The 14,301-nt window shown below is 61.5% G+C and carries 14 protein-coding genes and 1 tRNA gene; 12 read left to right on the top strand and 3 right to left on the bottom strand.

Translation table 11 applies throughout. The features are described 5' to 3' along the window. Nucleotides 1–99: 99 nt before the first annotated feature. From PLO63_14785 to PLO63_14795, 3 genes are all read right to left on the bottom strand, one after another. A complete protein-coding gene (locus tag PLO63_14785; GenBank protein HOI75409.1) occupies nucleotides 100–1,107 on the bottom strand; it encodes a hypothetical protein in 1,008 nt (335 codons plus the stop codon). Between the two features lie 317 nt (nucleotides 1,108–1,424). Beyond that, a tRNA-Leu gene (locus PLO63_14790) sits at nucleotides 1,425–1,512 on the bottom strand. Between the two features lie 64 nt (nucleotides 1,513–1,576). Further along, complete coding sequence (locus tag PLO63_14795; protein HOI75410.1) at nucleotides 1,577–2,533, bottom strand: alcohol dehydrogenase catalytic domain-containing protein; 957 nt, start codon at nucleotides 2,531–2,533, stop codon at nucleotides 1,577–1,579. Nucleotides 2,534–2,733: 200 nt separating this feature from the next. On the opposite strand from PLO63_14795, the gene PLO63_14800 reads away from it, so the two are divergent. The 12 genes from PLO63_14800 (at nucleotide 2,734) to PLO63_14855 (ending at nucleotide 14,287) form a co-directional block, all read left to right on the top strand. Further along, the gene (locus PLO63_14800) at nucleotides 2,734–4,059 is read left to right on the top strand and encodes an amidohydrolase (protein HOI75411.1); all 1,326 of its coding nucleotides are present in this window, start codon (nucleotides 2,734–2,736) and stop codon (nucleotides 4,057–4,059) included. Next, the gene (locus PLO63_14805; GenBank protein ID HOI75412.1) at nucleotides 4,056–5,402 is read left to right on the top strand and encodes an amidohydrolase; all 1,347 of its coding nucleotides are present in this window, start codon (nucleotides 4,056–4,058) and stop codon (nucleotides 5,400–5,402) included. Before PLO63_14800 ends, PLO63_14805 begins: the two co-directional genes overlap by 4 nt. Continuing rightward, a complete protein-coding gene (locus PLO63_14810; GenBank protein HOI75413.1) occupies nucleotides 5,399–6,895 on the top strand; it encodes a DUF4139 domain-containing protein in 1,497 nt (498 codons plus the stop codon). Before PLO63_14805 ends, PLO63_14810 begins: the two co-directional genes overlap by 4 nt. Beyond that, nucleotides 6,892–7,182: a hypothetical protein gene (locus tag PLO63_14815; GenBank protein HOI75414.1), complete on the top strand. Its 291-nt coding sequence runs from the start codon at nucleotides 6,892–6,894 to the stop codon at nucleotides 7,180–7,182. Before PLO63_14810 ends, PLO63_14815 begins: the two co-directional genes overlap by 4 nt. Nucleotides 7,183–7,261: 79 nt before the next feature. Beyond that, the gene (locus tag PLO63_14820; protein ID HOI75415.1) at nucleotides 7,262–7,705 is read left to right on the top strand and encodes an Rrf2 family transcriptional regulator; all 444 of its coding nucleotides are present in this window, start codon (nucleotides 7,262–7,264) and stop codon (nucleotides 7,703–7,705) included. A gap of 73 nt (nucleotides 7,706–7,778) precedes the next feature. Then, nucleotides 7,779–8,945 carry a cysteine desulfurase NifS gene (gene nifS / locus PLO63_14825; protein ID HOI75416.1) on the top strand — a complete coding sequence of 389 codons (1,167 nt, stop codon included), beginning with the start codon at nucleotides 7,779–7,781 and terminating at the stop codon, nucleotides 8,943–8,945. Nucleotides 8,946–8,991: 46 nt separating this feature from the next. Further along, nucleotides 8,992–9,375, top strand: a complete 384-nt coding sequence (gene nifU, locus PLO63_14830) for a Fe-S cluster assembly scaffold protein NifU (protein ID HOI75417.1) — start codon at nucleotides 8,992–8,994, stop codon at nucleotides 9,373–9,375. Continuing rightward, nucleotides 9,372–10,436, top strand: a complete 1,065-nt coding sequence (gene mnmA, locus PLO63_14835) for a tRNA 2-thiouridine(34) synthase MnmA (GenBank protein HOI75418.1) — start codon at nucleotides 9,372–9,374, stop codon at nucleotides 10,434–10,436. Before nifU ends, mnmA begins: the two co-directional genes overlap by 4 nt. Then, entirely contained in the window at nucleotides 10,423–11,325 is a 903-nt protein-coding gene (gene nadA / locus PLO63_14840) for a quinolinate synthase NadA (GenBank protein HOI75419.1), read from the top strand. The genes mnmA and nadA overlap by 14 nt, the downstream gene beginning before the upstream one ends. 57 nt (nucleotides 11,326–11,382) lie before the next feature. After that, complete coding sequence (locus PLO63_14845) at nucleotides 11,383–11,748, top strand: formate dehydrogenase accessory sulfurtransferase FdhD (protein ID HOI75420.1); 366 nt, start codon at nucleotides 11,383–11,385, stop codon at nucleotides 11,746–11,748. A 59-nt stretch (nucleotides 11,749–11,807) separates the two neighbouring features. Continuing rightward, a complete protein-coding gene (locus PLO63_14850; GenBank protein HOI75421.1) occupies nucleotides 11,808–13,106 on the top strand; it encodes an O-acetylhomoserine aminocarboxypropyltransferase/cysteine synthase in 1,299 nt (432 codons plus the stop codon). Next, nucleotides 13,103–14,287, top strand: coding sequence for a homoserine O-acetyltransferase (locus PLO63_14855; protein ID HOI75422.1), 1,185 nt, complete (start codon nucleotides 13,103–13,105; stop codon nucleotides 14,285–14,287). The genes PLO63_14850 and PLO63_14855 overlap by 4 nt, the downstream gene beginning before the upstream one ends. Nucleotides 14,288–14,301 lie beyond the last annotated feature (14 nt).

Below are 14,301 nucleotides of genomic sequence, written 5' to 3' on the forward strand. Positions count from 1 at the left end.
GTTCCTCGAAAAAAGCCCCGATGGGTCCCAGCCCTCGGGGCTTTCGAGTCTCCGGCGGTCTAAGGGAATCATCACGAAGAAGTTTCCCAGAGAGAACACTCATCCTGATTCCTGTTTCCACGCATAGACTTCATAGCCGTCAACCACCTTTCCCGACGGGGAGAAGCCTTTCCGTTCATGGAGCGGTTCGATCGCCGGCTTGGCAATGTTGACCGTGTTCGGCTCGGCATATTTCTGCATGTGTCCGGCGATGTCGATGGCCCGGTCACTGATCATCTCCAGCGGCATGGATTCGTCAAAGATGACGAACCCGGAGTTCACGCCGCATCGGACCATAAAATCGCGCTTCATCTGCTTCACATCCCGGTTGAATGATTCCAGTCCGTCGATGACGGCCGTTGCGGTCTTCACGGCACCGTCAACCGTCGTGAAGCAGGTCATGACACCGTCCGGCGTCCAGGCCGACTTCAGGCACTGGTTCTCTTCAAGAATCCTGCTGACGAAATTTCGGTACTGAATGAAGTCGTGCTGAACGACGGCCTTATCTTCATCAATCTTCATGCCCGTTGAGTCGACGATGTCGATGGCCAGAAATGCGAGGTCGCGGCCCATCTCATCGAGCTTGCGCTTCGTCTCGGCAAACTCCCGAATGATCTGTTCCCGGTCTTTCTTCGTCGCCGTTTTGAGTTGATCCAGCTTCGTGCTCAATGGAGAGAGCTGCATGTCGAATTCGGAAACATTTTTCCGTGCGCGCATCTCATCGATGCTGCTCTTGTACTTGATGTATTCCGCACGATGCCGGGACCGGTAGGAAAAACCGTTGAGCCAGAGACTGAGACCCAGTGAACCGATAAGAATGATTACTCCGGTCATGTCGTGTCCCCCGATCCGGACAGGAAGAACCGACCGGACCGGATTGCTGATTCTCTGCTCGACCGTTTGCAGGGTCTTGAGATAGGGCTGCTGCTCCTTTTTCAGTTTCACAAAGGGAACGGCAAACGACAAGGCGATAAGAACAAGGATGATGATCAGGGCCAGACTGGCGGCCTGGGAGGTTACCGCCATGAAATAGTGAAGCATGAAGGATGGGGAAAGTCTTGCGTTCATGGAAAGATCCTTTCACGTTTGTCTGCGTGCAGCCCGTGATTATCCGGCTCGGTCAGGAATCACGACGACTTATGGGCAGTTCCTCGTGAAGATCTCTCGGTGCCTTCCCATTACTTACACAGAGAGGTGTATTGTTACGATACGTAAACATCGTTCTGCTTGTCAAGATGTCATAATTGACGAGATCTTTCCCATGTATCCGAAATATTATGTGATTATTGTGATTATGGGATGGATTGAAAGGGAATTGGGATACTGGTTGATGAGGTTGACGGGTACGACGGCTGGAAGGCAGAAGTGCTGTTGATGATGTTACCTGGTGCCCGGGGCGGGAATCGAACCCGCACAGCCACGAGGACCGAGGGATTTTAAGTCCCTTGCGTCTACCAGTTCCGCCACCCGGGCATGGTGCGGTTCTTAACGGTTTTGCCAGCGAGTGTCAAGGCGATTGTCTTGAAAATACCCGATTCTAAAGGATTTCCAGGAGGACCTTCAGGCATTCCCGTTGTCTTGCCCGCTCGAAGGCTTCAATTCCCCGCTCCAGGGGATACCGGCCGGTGATCAGCCTTTCCAGCGGCATGTCCGGGTTGTTCAGGAGGATCCGGAGCCCATCGGAAAATCGGCCGCAGCGGGAACCGACAACGGAGATCTCCTTCACGACCGCGGGGGTGAGATCGATGTGGAAGGAATCATTAACGGTTGTCTTCAGGACGACCGTTCCGCGGGGCCGGCAGAGGACAAACGCATCCGCGAGGCCCTGAACGCTCCCGGTCGCCTCGACGACAAGGTCAGCATCCCCCTCGCGCGGTCCGGTCTTATCGCACGGGATCAGACCCCGCCAGCGGGCGGCCTCCAGCTTGGCCGGATGCCGTCCCACCAGGGTTACGTCTTCAAGGACCGTGGAGAGGACCCAGGCGCAGAGAATGCCGATCCTTCCGTCTCCCAGGACGACGGCACGCTCGTTTCCCTGGAGTGGAACCTGCTCCAGGATCTCGCAGGCCGCCGAGAGAGGCTCGACAAACACGGCCCGGCTGTCAGAGATTTCGTCCGGCAAGGCATGAAGGTTTGCATCCGGCAGCACGCAGAATTCGGCCATGCAACCCGGAAGCCCGATGATTCCCATGGCATGGCGATCCGGGCAGTGCCGCTCCATTCCGGCCCTGCAGCATGCACAATGGCCGCAGCCGACGTTGATCTCGCCGACAACCCGCCGGCCGAGCAGACTCGATTCGTTGCTTTCCTCCACGATCCCGGCGAACTCGTGTCCCGGGATTCCCCGGTAACCGTGATAGCCTGCAAGGATCTGCAGGTCCGTTCCGCAGATACCCGCATTCCGGACCCGGATCCGCGCCCATCCTTTGGGACGCTCAGGCTCGGGTACATCCGTCCGGAAATGGAGAGTATCATAAAATACAAGGGCCTTCATGCCGGTTCACCGATATTCCGCGGATTGTTTTTCATGCTTTGGCAGGTAAACCATCCCCGGCCGCCTGTCAATTGCGATCCATTTCTTCCCGGGACTGGACACCCGAAATAACAGGGAATTCCGGCCTGTTCCTTCTTGAAGGGACTCCGGCGGATGTGCTACAAGCAGGTCGCCTTATAATCCATTTCCGGGGGAGCTCCATGAAAGAAGCCGACGTCATCCTCGCGGGAGGACGAGTCCTGCTCCTGGACGATCAGGACACCATATTGGAACGGGGAGCCGTCGCCGTCGTCGGCGACTCCATCGCCGCCGTGGGAACACCGGAGGAGATCGACCGGGACTTTACCGCCCGGAAGCGCATCGACTGTTCCAACGGCCTTCTCCTTCCAGGCCTCGTCAACGCCCACACCCACGCGGCCATGACCTGCTTCCGGGGAATCGCCGACGACCTGGACCTGATGGACTGGCTGAGCAACTACATCTTCCCCGCGGAGGCCCGCAACGTCGACCCCGAACTGGCCTACTGGGGAAGCATGCTGGCCTGCGCGGAGATGATCCTGTCGGGCACCACCACCTTCTGCGACATGTACATCTTCGAGGACGAGACGGCCCGGGCGGCCCATGAGGCCGGTATGCGATGCCTCCTGGGCGAGGTCCTCTTCGACTTTCCTTCTCCCAATGTCAAGACGCCCGGCGAGGGACTGCGCTACACGGAGATGCTCATCCAGAAATGGGCCGACGACCCCCTGGTGAACATCGTCGTGGAGCCCCATGCCCTCTACACATGCTCCCCAACCCTTCTCAAGGATGCCAAGGCCCTGGCGGACGCCTACGGAGTACCGGTGGCGACCCACTACCTGGAGAACACGACGGAGCCCGGCCTCATCCAGGAGAAGCTGGGCATGCGGGCATCCGACTTCCTCAAGAAAATCGGCTACCTGGACGAGCACTTCTTCGTCTTTCACGGCGTTTACATGGACGACGAGGACATCCGTCTCTTCGCGGACCACGGCTGCAAGGTGGTCCACAATCCCGAGAGCAACATGAAGCTGGCTTCCGGCGTTGCCCCGGTGTCCCGGATGATCGACGCGGGGATCGCTGTCGGACTGGGAACCGACGGCTGCGCCAGCAACAACAACCTCGACTTGTTCCAGGAGATGGACACGGCGGCCAAGCTGGAGAAGTCTGTCCGCCTAGACCCGACGGTCATGTCGGCCCGGACGGTCCTGCGGATGGCTACCTGCAACGGGGCGAAGGTCCTGGGGCTGGATCATCTGGTAGGGTCCATCCGCCCCGGCATGAAGGCCGATCTCGTTCTGGTAAAGCTCGACAAGCCGCACCTGACACCCATGTACAGCGAATACTCCCACCTGGTTTACGCCGTAAACGGCTCCGACGCCGACACGGTCCTCATCAACGGCAAGGTGGTCATGGAGGCGCGGAAGCTCCTCACGATCGACGTGAACGAGGCGATGGAGCGGGTTCTGAAAATCGCCGAGCGGGTGAGGCGGAGCATGGAGACATGACCGGTCTGGAATCCCGGGAGCCCCTGGATCTGCTCGTCAAGGGGGGCACCCTCCTGACGATGAACGGAAAGGCGGAGATCGTCGAAAACCCGGCGATCGGGATCCGGGAGGACCGGATCGCCTTCGTCCGGACGGGAACAAAAGAACTCCCTGCGGCCCGGGAGCACCTGGACGCCTCGGGCTGCGCCATCCTGCCCGGCCTCGTGAACACCCACACCCACGCCGCCATGGTGTGCTTCCGCGGCCTCGCCGACGACCTGCCCCTGATGGAGTGGCTGGAGCGGCACATCTGGCCCGCCGAGGCAAAGTACGTGAACCGGGAAACGGTCTATGCAGGAACCTCGCTGGCCGTCGCGGAAATGCTTCTCTCCGGCACCACGACCTTCTGCGACAGCTACTTCTACAGCAGCTCCGTCGCCCGGGCCGCCGTGGACGCGGGCATGCGGGCCGTCGTCGCCCAGGGATTCATCGATTTTCCCACTCCCGACAGCCCGGATCCCTCCCGGCAGATCGAGATCGCCGAGACATTCGTCGGGGCCTGGCGGGACCGCTCGCCCCTGGTCACCCCTTCCCTCTTCTGCCACACGCCCTACACATGCTCGACGCGAACGCTGACAACCATCAAGGAGACGGCCAGGCGGATCGGCGTGCCTTTCCAGACGCACCTCTCGGAGAGCCGCGAGGAAGTGGACATCATACGGGGGCGCTTCGGGAAGTCTCCCGTCGAGTACCTGGATTCCATCGGCGTGCTCGACGAAAAGACCATCGCCGTCCACTGCAACTGGATGGAGGAGAGCGAACTGGACCGGTTGGCGGCCCTGGGCGTGAAGGTGTCCCACAATCCGGAGAGCAACCTGAAGCTCGCCTCCGGAATGGCTCCCGTCCCGAAGATGCTCCGCCGCGGAATCGCCGTCGGTCTGGGCACTGACGGCTGCGCCAGCAACAACGATCTGGACCTGTTCGGCGAGATCGCGACGGCGGCGAAGATCCACAAGCTCATGGAAATGGACCCGACGGCCATGGACGCCTCAACCGTTCTCCGCATGGCCACGATCGAGGGGGCGAGGGTCCTCGGGCTGGAGGAAGAGATCGGGTCCGTCGAACCGGGAAAGCAGGCCGACCTGATTCTCCTGGATCTGGACAAGCCCCACTTCACGCCCCTGTATAATCTGTGTTCCCATCTCGTCTATGCCGCGCGGGGCTCCGATGTAACAACCTCCGTGATCGCCGGAAAAATCGTCATGAAGGGCCGTCGCCTCCTGACCATCGACCTGCCCGCCGCCATGGAAGAGGTGCGGCGGATCGGCGCCCGGATCCTGGCTGACCGCGCGGGGAACTCATGAACGGGAATCCCGGAGAAAAGAAGCCGCACCGGACCGCCCGGTTCGCATGGTCCCTTTTCCTGGGCCTGCTCGTCCTCGCCGGGCCCTCCCCGCTTTTTGCCGTCCCGATCGAAGCGACTCTCTACCCGGAATCCGCCCGGATCACCGAGGCGATCACGGCGAGGCTTCAGCCTGCGGACGCCGGACGGCTTTCGGCCGTCTTTTCCCTTCCCGGAGTGGCGGATCCGGCAACGCTGACAATCGGCTGCCTGCCGGCAGGCTCCTGCCGGGTCGAGGACTATCGGGTAAAGCGGATTGAAACGCCACTGGGCTTGAAGGAAGCGGAGATCGAAATGAAGGCCGCAAAAGCGAGAGACGAGGCCGCCCGGATTCGCGCGGCGATTCTCGCCGCAGAGACCCAGATCCAGTTCTGGCAGCTCCAGACCAAGGCCAAAACGAAGACCCTCGCCGACGCCCGGAACATGGCCGCCGCCATCGGTCAAAACATCCGCAAGGCGGGCCAGGAGAAGATCGCCCTCGAAGTGGGCCTCGGCAAGGTGGAGCAGCGTCTCCGGGATATCGAGGCGGAGCGGGCGGCCCTGCCGGAGCGCCGCAAAGCGACGTGGCAGGTCACGGCAACCCTCTCCGGGACAGCGGCTCGCGAACAGACGCTGGGCATCGCCTATCGAACGGGCGGATGCGGCTGGAGTCCGGTTTACCGGATCGAGGCGAAGCCGGGAGAGAAAAAGATCCTGCTGTCCTTCGATGCAGAAATCCGTCAAGCCTCCGGACAGGACTGGAAAGACGTCCAGGTCATGCTGGCGTTTTCGGATCCGCCGAAAGGCACGGCAGAGGCTCCCGCGGTGGCCGCAGTTCCACCGCGGAAGCCTGACGCCCCTCCCCCGAAAAAAGGGAAAAAAGCACGCAAAAGCGCGGCGGATGTGAAAACCTCAGAACCGGTCCCGGGAAAAGGATCTCCTCCCACCCCTTCGGCCCCGGCAACCGCTCCGTGCGCCACCGGAGCCTGCGGCCCCTGGAGCCTGGGAAAAACAAACGTTCCCGCGGGCGCGGCCGTGACGAGAAACGTGCTCCTGAAAACGGCCGACGGATCGTTTCTTTATCGGATGGAATCCCTCGCGGGAGAGCCGATTCTGCAGGCGGAAGGATGCCGGGACTGGACGGTTCACATGCCGGCGGGTCCCGCCCGGTTCATGATCGACGGCGCCGTCACGGGGCACGGGCGCTTCCCCGAGCAGGGGGATCGTTCCCTTATGTTCGGTCGGGATCCCCGGGTTGCCCTCCGCGCAGGCAGCGGAAGTGGGCGAACCGAGGTGAACAACGGGCGTCCCGAGCCGATCCTTCTCATCTGGCGGGACGGCGGGCCGGCGGAGACGACGGTCAAAATCCCGGCGGGTGCGTCTGTCGCCATTCCACCCTCCCCCGCTTCTCACGGCACACAGGAACAGGCTCCGCTGTCCTCGGCTTCACCGTCCGCACTGGAGGAACAAAAATGAACACGACCTGCCCCTTCTGCCGGAAAGACATCGAGCTCGGCGACCGGATCGGTAGGCGGGAGACATGTCCGCTCTGCGGCCGGGATCTCCACGTCTGCCTCTGCTGCCTGTTTTACGCCCCCGGGTCCTACAACGACTGCCGGGAGCCCCAGGCCGAACGGGTCGTTGTCAAGGACCGGAGCAACTTCTGCGATTTCTATTCTTTCCTGCCTCCGGGCGAAGGAACGCCCCCCACCTCTCCCAAGCCCTCCCCAAAAGACGCACTTGAATCCCTATTTAAAAAGTAGAAAATAATTCTTGACAAATATCCGGCAGTTCTTTAATTACTACCATCCTGGTAGGAATAACATACTTCCCGGTGAAAGCATGAAGTTGTCCACGAAAACCCGTTATGGTGTCCGGATGATGCAATCCCTGTCGGAAAAATATGGCCGGGGACCGATCTACCTGAAGGATATCGCCAGGGAACAGGGAATATCGGAAAAATATCTGAGCCTGATCGTGATTCCCCTGCGCGCCGCCGGCCTGATCACGTCGACCCGGGGCGCCCACGGCGGCTATGTCCTGTCCCGCGAACCATCACTGATCACTCTCAAGGACATTGTGGATGTCCTGGAAGGGGAAACCTGCCTGGTCCAATGCATCAAAGACGTCTCCACGTGCCCGCGGGTTTCCGTCTGCCCGACAAGGGACGTCTGGACCGTCATCGGGGAGAGGATCTCCGAGACGCTGAGCGGGATCACGCTGGAGCAGCTTGTCCGGATGAGCAGGGAAAAAGAAGACAACCTGGTCATGATGAACGACATATGACGACCGCAGGCCGGCATCCCGTGAGGGGGTCGGTCCTGCGGCGAAAGAAATTCCCGGAAAGGCGGGAACGAACATGAAAAGAATCTACATGGATCATGCGGCCACGACACCCGTCGATCCGGACGTTGTCACCGCAATGCTTCCATTCTTTACGGAACATTACGGAAATGCCTCGAGCATGCACACCTTCGGACAGGAGGCAAAGCAGGCCGTCGAGCAGGCAAGGAAGAGCATCGCGTTCCTGATCGGCGCCAGGCCGGAGGAGATCGTCTTCACCAGCGGCGGCACCGAGAGCAACAATTTCGCCGTCAAGGGCATCGCCTACGCACGGAAAGAGAAGGGCAACCATATCATCACATCCGCCATTGAGCATCATGCGGTTTTGGAACCCTGCCACTTCCTCCAGAAATACGGCTTCGAGGTGACGGTGTTGCCGGTCGACGGGACCGGCCTGGTGGATCCGGACGACGTGAAAAAAGCGATTACGGGCAGGACCATCCTCATTTCGATCATGCACGCCAACAACGAGATCGGGACCATCGAGCCCATCCGGGAAATCGGTGCCGTCGCCCGCGAGCACGGCATCCCGTTTCATATCGATGCCGTCCAGACATTCGGCCGCATTCCCGTTCCCGTGGACGACCTGAACGCGGACCTCCTGAGCGCCTCGGGCCACAAACTTTACGGTCCCAAGGGTGTGGGAATCCTGTACATCCGCAAGGGCACACGGATCGTCCCCTTCATGCACGGGGGCGAGCAGGAGAAGAACCGGCGGGCCTCCACCTACAATGTCCCGGGGATCGTCGGCATGGGAAAGGCCGCCGAGCTGGCCGGCGGGCGCATGGAAGAGGAAGCGTCGCGCCTGACGGTTCTGAGGGACCGGATGATCCGCGGGATCCTCGACGGGATCGACCACAGCCGCCTGAACGGCCACCCCGTCCTCCGGCTGCCGAACAACGTCAACGTTTCCCTGGAATACGTCGAAGGGGAGTCCATGCTCCTCAGCCTGGACATGGAAGGAATCGCCTGCTCCACCGGCTCGGCCTGTTCCTCCCAGAGCCTGGAGCCTTCCCACGTGCTCAGGGCGATCGGCCTGCCCCACGAGATCGCCCATGGCTCCCTGCGGTTCAGCATGGGGAGAATCACCGGCGACGAAGACGTCGACACGGTCCTGGCGGTTCTGCCGCGCATCGTCGGCAAGTTGCGGACCATGTCTCCGCTTTACGGAAAGAAGCAGTGAACTTTCTGCGATCCAACGCGATGGATCGTCAAGGAGTGTAACGATCATGACAGGTTACAGCGATAAGGTAATGGAGCACTTCAGGAATCCGCGGAACGTGGGGGACATCGAGAATCCCGACGGTGTGGGCAAGGTCGGGAACCCCGTCTGCGGTGACATCATGGAACTGTATCTCAAGGTCGAGAACGACGTCATCGTCGACGCCCGATTCAAGACGTTCGGCTGCGGCGCCGCCATTGCCACCAGTTCCATGGTAACGGAGCTGATCAAGAACAAGACGATCGACGAGGCCTCGAAAATATCGAACCGGGCCGTAGCGGAGGCGCTGGGCGGACTCCCCCCGATCAAGATGCACTGTTCGGTCCTGGCGGAGGAGGCCCTGAGCAAGGCCATCGAGGACTACAGGAGCCGGAAGAAGATCGCTGCATGAAACGGAACGTCCTCGTAGCCATGAGCGGCGGTGTCGATTCGTCCGTCGCCGCCCTCATCCTTCGTGATGCCGGATACGATGTCACCGGCGTCACCATGTGTCTCGGCATTGTGGACGACGGCGACCGCTCCCGCTGCTGCGGCCGGGACGCCGTGGACGATGCGCGCCGTGTGTGCGAACACTTGCGCATTTCGCACCACGTGATCGACTTTGCCCGGGATATGAACGAGGAGGTTATCGAGCGGTTTGTAAAGGAGTACCGCCGCGGGCGAACCCCGAACCCCTGCATTGACTGCAACCGTTACCTGAAATTCGGACGCCTGCTGGGGCTGGCCCGCTCGATGGGTTTTGATTTCCTGGCCACGGGACATTACGCGAGGATCGAAAAGACGGGGGACACGTATCGGCTGCTGAGATCGAAGGACAGGACGAAGGACCAGACCTATTTCCTTTACCCGATCCTTCGGGCAGACCTGCCGTCGGTCCTTTTCCCTCTCTGGGACCGGACCAAGGAGGAAGTCCGGACCCTGGCCCGCGAGGCGGGGCTTCCCGTCGCGCACAAGACGGAAAGCCAGGATATCTGTTTCGTTCCCCGGAAAGGATATCGGCAGTTCATCCGGGACCTGGCAGGACCATCGCCGCCGGGCCCGATCGTGGACACGGAAGGCCGGGAACGCGGTCGGCACGACGGCATTGTCTCCTTCACGGTCGGACAGCGCAGCGGACTGGGAATCAGCTCCCCGGCACCTCTCTACGTGGTATCCGTGGATGCGAAGGGCAACCGGATCGTCGTGGGAGAAAAAAAGGATTTGCTGGCCTCGGCCCTCCGGGCCACGGACCTCAACCTCCTGGCCGAGTCCTGGCCGGAGAGGGCGGAGGCGAAGATCCGCTACCGCAAAAAAGCCTCGTCCTGTCGCATGATTCCGGAGGAAGGCGGACTCCGGATCGAATTCGACGAGCCGCAGGAATCCATCACACCGGGTCAGGCGGTGGTTCTCTACCGGGGCGACGAGGTTCTCGGAGGCGGCGTGATCGAGCGGGTGATCCATGAATCTCGTTGAGACAATAAAGGAATTGAAGAAAAAGCGGAACGCCGTCATCCTGGCGCACAACTACCAGATTCCCGAGGTCCAGGACATTGCCGACTACGTGGGAGACTCCCTGGGGTTGAGCATCCAGGCGGCGTCCACCCCGGCCGACGTGATCGTCTTCTGCGGCGTCCGCTTCATGGCGGAGACGGCGAAAATCCTTTCGCCCTCAAAGACGGTCCTCCTTCCCGAGGAGAAGGCCGGCTGCCCCATGGCGGACATGATCACGGCGGACGACCTGATTTCCCTCAAGGCCGCACATCCCGGCGCGGCGGTCCTCTGCTATGTCAACACCTCCGCCGCGGTCAAGGCGGAATGCGACCTCTGCTGCACCTCGGCAAACGCGGTCCGGATGGTGCGGGACGTCCTGAAGGATGAAAAGGAGATCATCTTCGTACCGGATCAGTACCTGGCATCCTACGTGGCCTCGCAGACGGGAAGGGAATTTGTCGTCTGGAAGGGGTTCTGCCCGACCCATGCCCGGATCCTGCCGGATAACATCGCCGAGATGAAAGCTCTGCACCCGGATGCAGAGGTGCTGGTTCATCCGGAGTGCACGCCCGAACTGATCCGCCTGGCCGATCAGGTGGCCTCCACGGAAGGAATGTGCCGCCATGCCGGCGAATCGAAAAACAGGGAGTTCATCGTGGCGACGGAGCGGGGCATCCTGCACCGGATGGAGAAGGAACATCCGGACAAGAAGTTCCATGCCGCCTCGAAGTTCGCGATCTGCCCGAACATGAAATACACAACGCTGGAGAAGGTCCTCTGGTCCCTGGAGGACATGGTCCACGAGATCGTTGTGCCGGAGGACATCGCAAGCCGGGCACGGCGGTGCATCGAACGCATGCTGGCCGCATAGGGCCCCCCGGTTGCGGGACGACCCCTTTCGGATGCTTATGCCGCCGTATCAGAACGTATGAAGACCTTTCAGGCAACATACCGGGGGCATCCCCTCCCCCTGGGCAGACAGAACGCCCAGCCCCTTTCGGAGGAGATCCTCACCGTTCGCGATGACATCGGCCGGCACGACGCCGGTCGATCCGTCATCGGCGAGGCCCTGTATCGACAAGACGGCTTTTCCAGCCGCTTGCCGCGGAGAAGCGGGAGACGTTCATCGGAGAACCTGTTCCAGGGTCTCCGATGTCGGATGCACGACATTGCGGCGGCAGGCGCCACGATCGGCCGGGCGGCGACCATCGCCCGGCGGATCGGCGACCCCACGGTCTCAGGCGCCCGGAAAAGCCGGATGAACGGCCTCATCAGCACAAAGAGGGCCTGTTAACCCCGCCCCCTTTTCATCCGGTTCCTTCTCCCCCACACTCAGAACAAGGAGAAAAGACCATGTCGAACATCGACCGTACACTGCATATCGATACATTGGCCCTGCACGGCGGCCAGGAAGCGGATCCCACGACGGGAGCCCGGGCCGTTCCCATCTACCAGACGACTTCCTACCAGTTCAAGGACACCGGACACGCGGCGAGCCTCTTCGCCCTGAAAGAATTCGGCAACATCTACACACGCCTGATGAATCCCACGACGGACGTCCTGGAGAAGCGCCTGGCCCTCCTGGAGGGCGGCGTCGGAGCCCTGGCGGTGGCAAGCGGCCAGTCGGCCATCACCCTGGCGCTCCTCAACATCGCCCAGGCGGGCGACGAGATCGTCTCGGCGGACAATCTCTACGGCGGAACCTACAACCTGTTTCGCCATACCTTCCCCCGCCTCGGGATCAAGGTCCGTTTCGTAAAATCCAACGACCTCCATGCCCTGGAGCAGGCGATCAACCCCAAAACCAAAGCGGTCTACATGGAGTCCATCGGGAATCCGAAGCTGGATGTGGCCGATCTGGCGGCCGTCACCACCATCACCCGCCGGCACGGCATCCCCCTTGTCCTCGACAACACCGTGTCCCCCTATCTCCTCCGGCCCTTCGACCATGGGGTGGACATCATTGTCTACTCGGCCACGAAGTTCATCGGCGGCCACGGGACGTCCCTGGGCGGTGTGATCGTCGACTCCGGGCGCTTCGACTGGACGAACGGCAAGTTCCCCCTGATCGCCGATCCGGACCCGAGCTACCATGGCCTGAATTTCGTGGAGGCCCTGAAGCCCATGGGGAACATCGCCTACATCATCAAGGCGCGGGTCACCCTGCTCCGGGACCTGGGACCGGCCCTGTCTCCCTTCAACGCCTTTCTGTTCCTCCAGGGACTGGAAACGCTGCACCTGCGGATGCCGCGCCACGCCGAAAACGCCCTGGCCGTGGCCCGGCACCTGGAGTCCCATCCGCGGGTGGCCTGGGTGAACTATCCAGGACTCCCGTCGAGCCCGGAGCACGCAAGGGCGGCCCGATACCTGCCCGGGGGCGCCGGCGCCATTGTCGGTTTCGGGGTCCGGGGTGGAAAGGAAGCGGGCAAAACGTTCATCGAGTCGCTGAAACTGGTCTCCCACCTGGCCAACGTGGGCGACGCCAAGACGCTGGCCATCCACCCCGCCACGACGACGCACCAGCAGCTGTCGCCGGAGGAGCAGTCCGCAACAGGAGTGACCCCCGATTTCATCCGCCTGTCCGTCGGCCTGGAGCACATCGGCGACATCCTCTGGGACCTCGACCAGGCATTGGAAGGAGCGCGGCCATGAGCAGAAACGGAATCGGCATTGTGGAAACGCACTCCTTCACCTTTGCGGAACCCCCGGAGAAGCTGGTCCTGGAATCGGGCCGCTCCCTGGGACCGGTCACGCTGGCCTATGAAACGTACGGGGAGTTGAATCGGGATCGCTCCAACGCGGTCCTTCTGTGCCACGCCCTCTCGGGGGACGCCCACGCGGCAGGCTTCCATGAAGGAGACGAGGATCCGGGCTGGTGGGACGCCATGATCGGTCCCGGAAAGGCCTTCGACACGGACGAGTATTTCATCATCTGCTCCAACGTGATCGGCGGCTGCAAGGGCAGCACGGGGCCCTCGTCACCCGATCCGGCCACCGGGAAGCCCTATGCCCTCGGCTTTCCGATGATCACCATCGGCGACATGGTGAACGCCCAGAGGCATCTCGTCGACCACCTCGGGATCGAACGGCTCCTGTCCGTCGTCGGTGGCTCCATGGGCGGGATGCAGGCCCTGCAGTGGGCATCCGCCTATCCGGAGCGGGTGCGCTCGGTGATTCCCATCGCCACGGCACTGAAGCACTCGCCCCAGCAGATTGCCTTCGACGAGGTCGTCCGCCAGTCCATCATGGCCGATCCGGATTGGCGGGAGGGCAATTACTACGGGATGGGGCAACCGAGGAAAGGGCTGGCGGTGGCCCGCATGGTGGGTCACATCACCTTCATGAGCGACGAGTCCATGGAGGCGAAGTTCTCCCGGAAACTGAAAAACGGCAACTACAGCTATACCTTCGGGGATGACTTCGAGGTGGAGGGATACCTCCGTTACCGGGGAGACAATTTCGTGAAGCGCTTTGACGCTAATTCGTATCTCTACATCACCCGGGCCATGGACTACTTCGACCTCTCCGGAGACCACTTTCTGTCTGGAAAGACGAGAATCGATACGCATTTCCTGGTCATCTCCTTCCGTTCCGACTGGCTGTATCCCTCCAGCCAGTCCCTGGAAATCGTGAAGGCATTGAAGCGCAGAGGAATCGCCGCCACGTACTGCGAGCTGAAATCCACCTGGGGCCACGACGCCTTCCTGGTGGAGGTGGAGGAAGAGACGCGGCTCATCCGCAATTTCCTCGGAAACCTGAACAATTCCAGCATCCATCCCTCTCCGGCCGGACGGAACGACGGAAAAACGGAGGCGAGGGTATGGAACCTGTGAGGACCGGCCGCGGC

The sequence above is a fragment of the Syntrophales bacterium genome (assembly GCA_035363115.1).
GTDB lineage: Bacteria > Desulfobacterota > Syntrophia > Syntrophales > PHBD01 > PHBD01.

Coding starts and splice junctions, on each gene's coding strand:
- PLO63_14785 (HOI75409.1), bottom strand. CDS start 1,107: ATGAACGCAAGACTTTCCCCATCCTTCATGCTTCACTATTTCATGGCG.
- PLO63_14795 (HOI75410.1), bottom strand. CDS start 2,533: ATGAAGGCCCTTGTATTTTATGATACTCTCCATTTCCGGACGGATGTA.
- PLO63_14800 (HOI75411.1), top strand. CDS start 2,734: ATGAAAGAAGCCGACGTCATCCTCGCGGGAGGACGAGTCCTGCTCCTG.
- PLO63_14805 (HOI75412.1), top strand. CDS start 4,056: ATGACCGGTCTGGAATCCCGGGAGCCCCTGGATCTGCTCGTCAAGGGG.
- PLO63_14810 (HOI75413.1), top strand. CDS start 5,399: ATGAACGGGAATCCCGGAGAAAAGAAGCCGCACCGGACCGCCCGGTTC.
- PLO63_14815 (HOI75414.1), top strand. CDS start 6,892: ATGAACACGACCTGCCCCTTCTGCCGGAAAGACATCGAGCTCGGCGAC.
- PLO63_14820 (HOI75415.1), top strand. CDS start 7,262: ATGAAGTTGTCCACGAAAACCCGTTATGGTGTCCGGATGATGCAATCC.
- nifS (HOI75416.1), top strand. CDS start 7,779: ATGAAAAGAATCTACATGGATCATGCGGCCACGACACCCGTCGATCCG.
- nifU (HOI75417.1), top strand. CDS start 8,992: ATGACAGGTTACAGCGATAAGGTAATGGAGCACTTCAGGAATCCGCGG.
- mnmA (HOI75418.1), top strand. CDS start 9,372: ATGAAACGGAACGTCCTCGTAGCCATGAGCGGCGGTGTCGATTCGTCC.
- nadA (HOI75419.1), top strand. CDS start 10,423: ATGAATCTCGTTGAGACAATAAAGGAATTGAAGAAAAAGCGGAACGCC.
- PLO63_14845 (HOI75420.1), top strand. CDS start 11,383: ATGAAGACCTTTCAGGCAACATACCGGGGGCATCCCCTCCCCCTGGGC.
- PLO63_14850 (HOI75421.1), top strand. CDS start 11,808: ATGTCGAACATCGACCGTACACTGCATATCGATACATTGGCCCTGCAC.
- PLO63_14855 (HOI75422.1), top strand. CDS start 13,103: ATGAGCAGAAACGGAATCGGCATTGTGGAAACGCACTCCTTCACCTTT.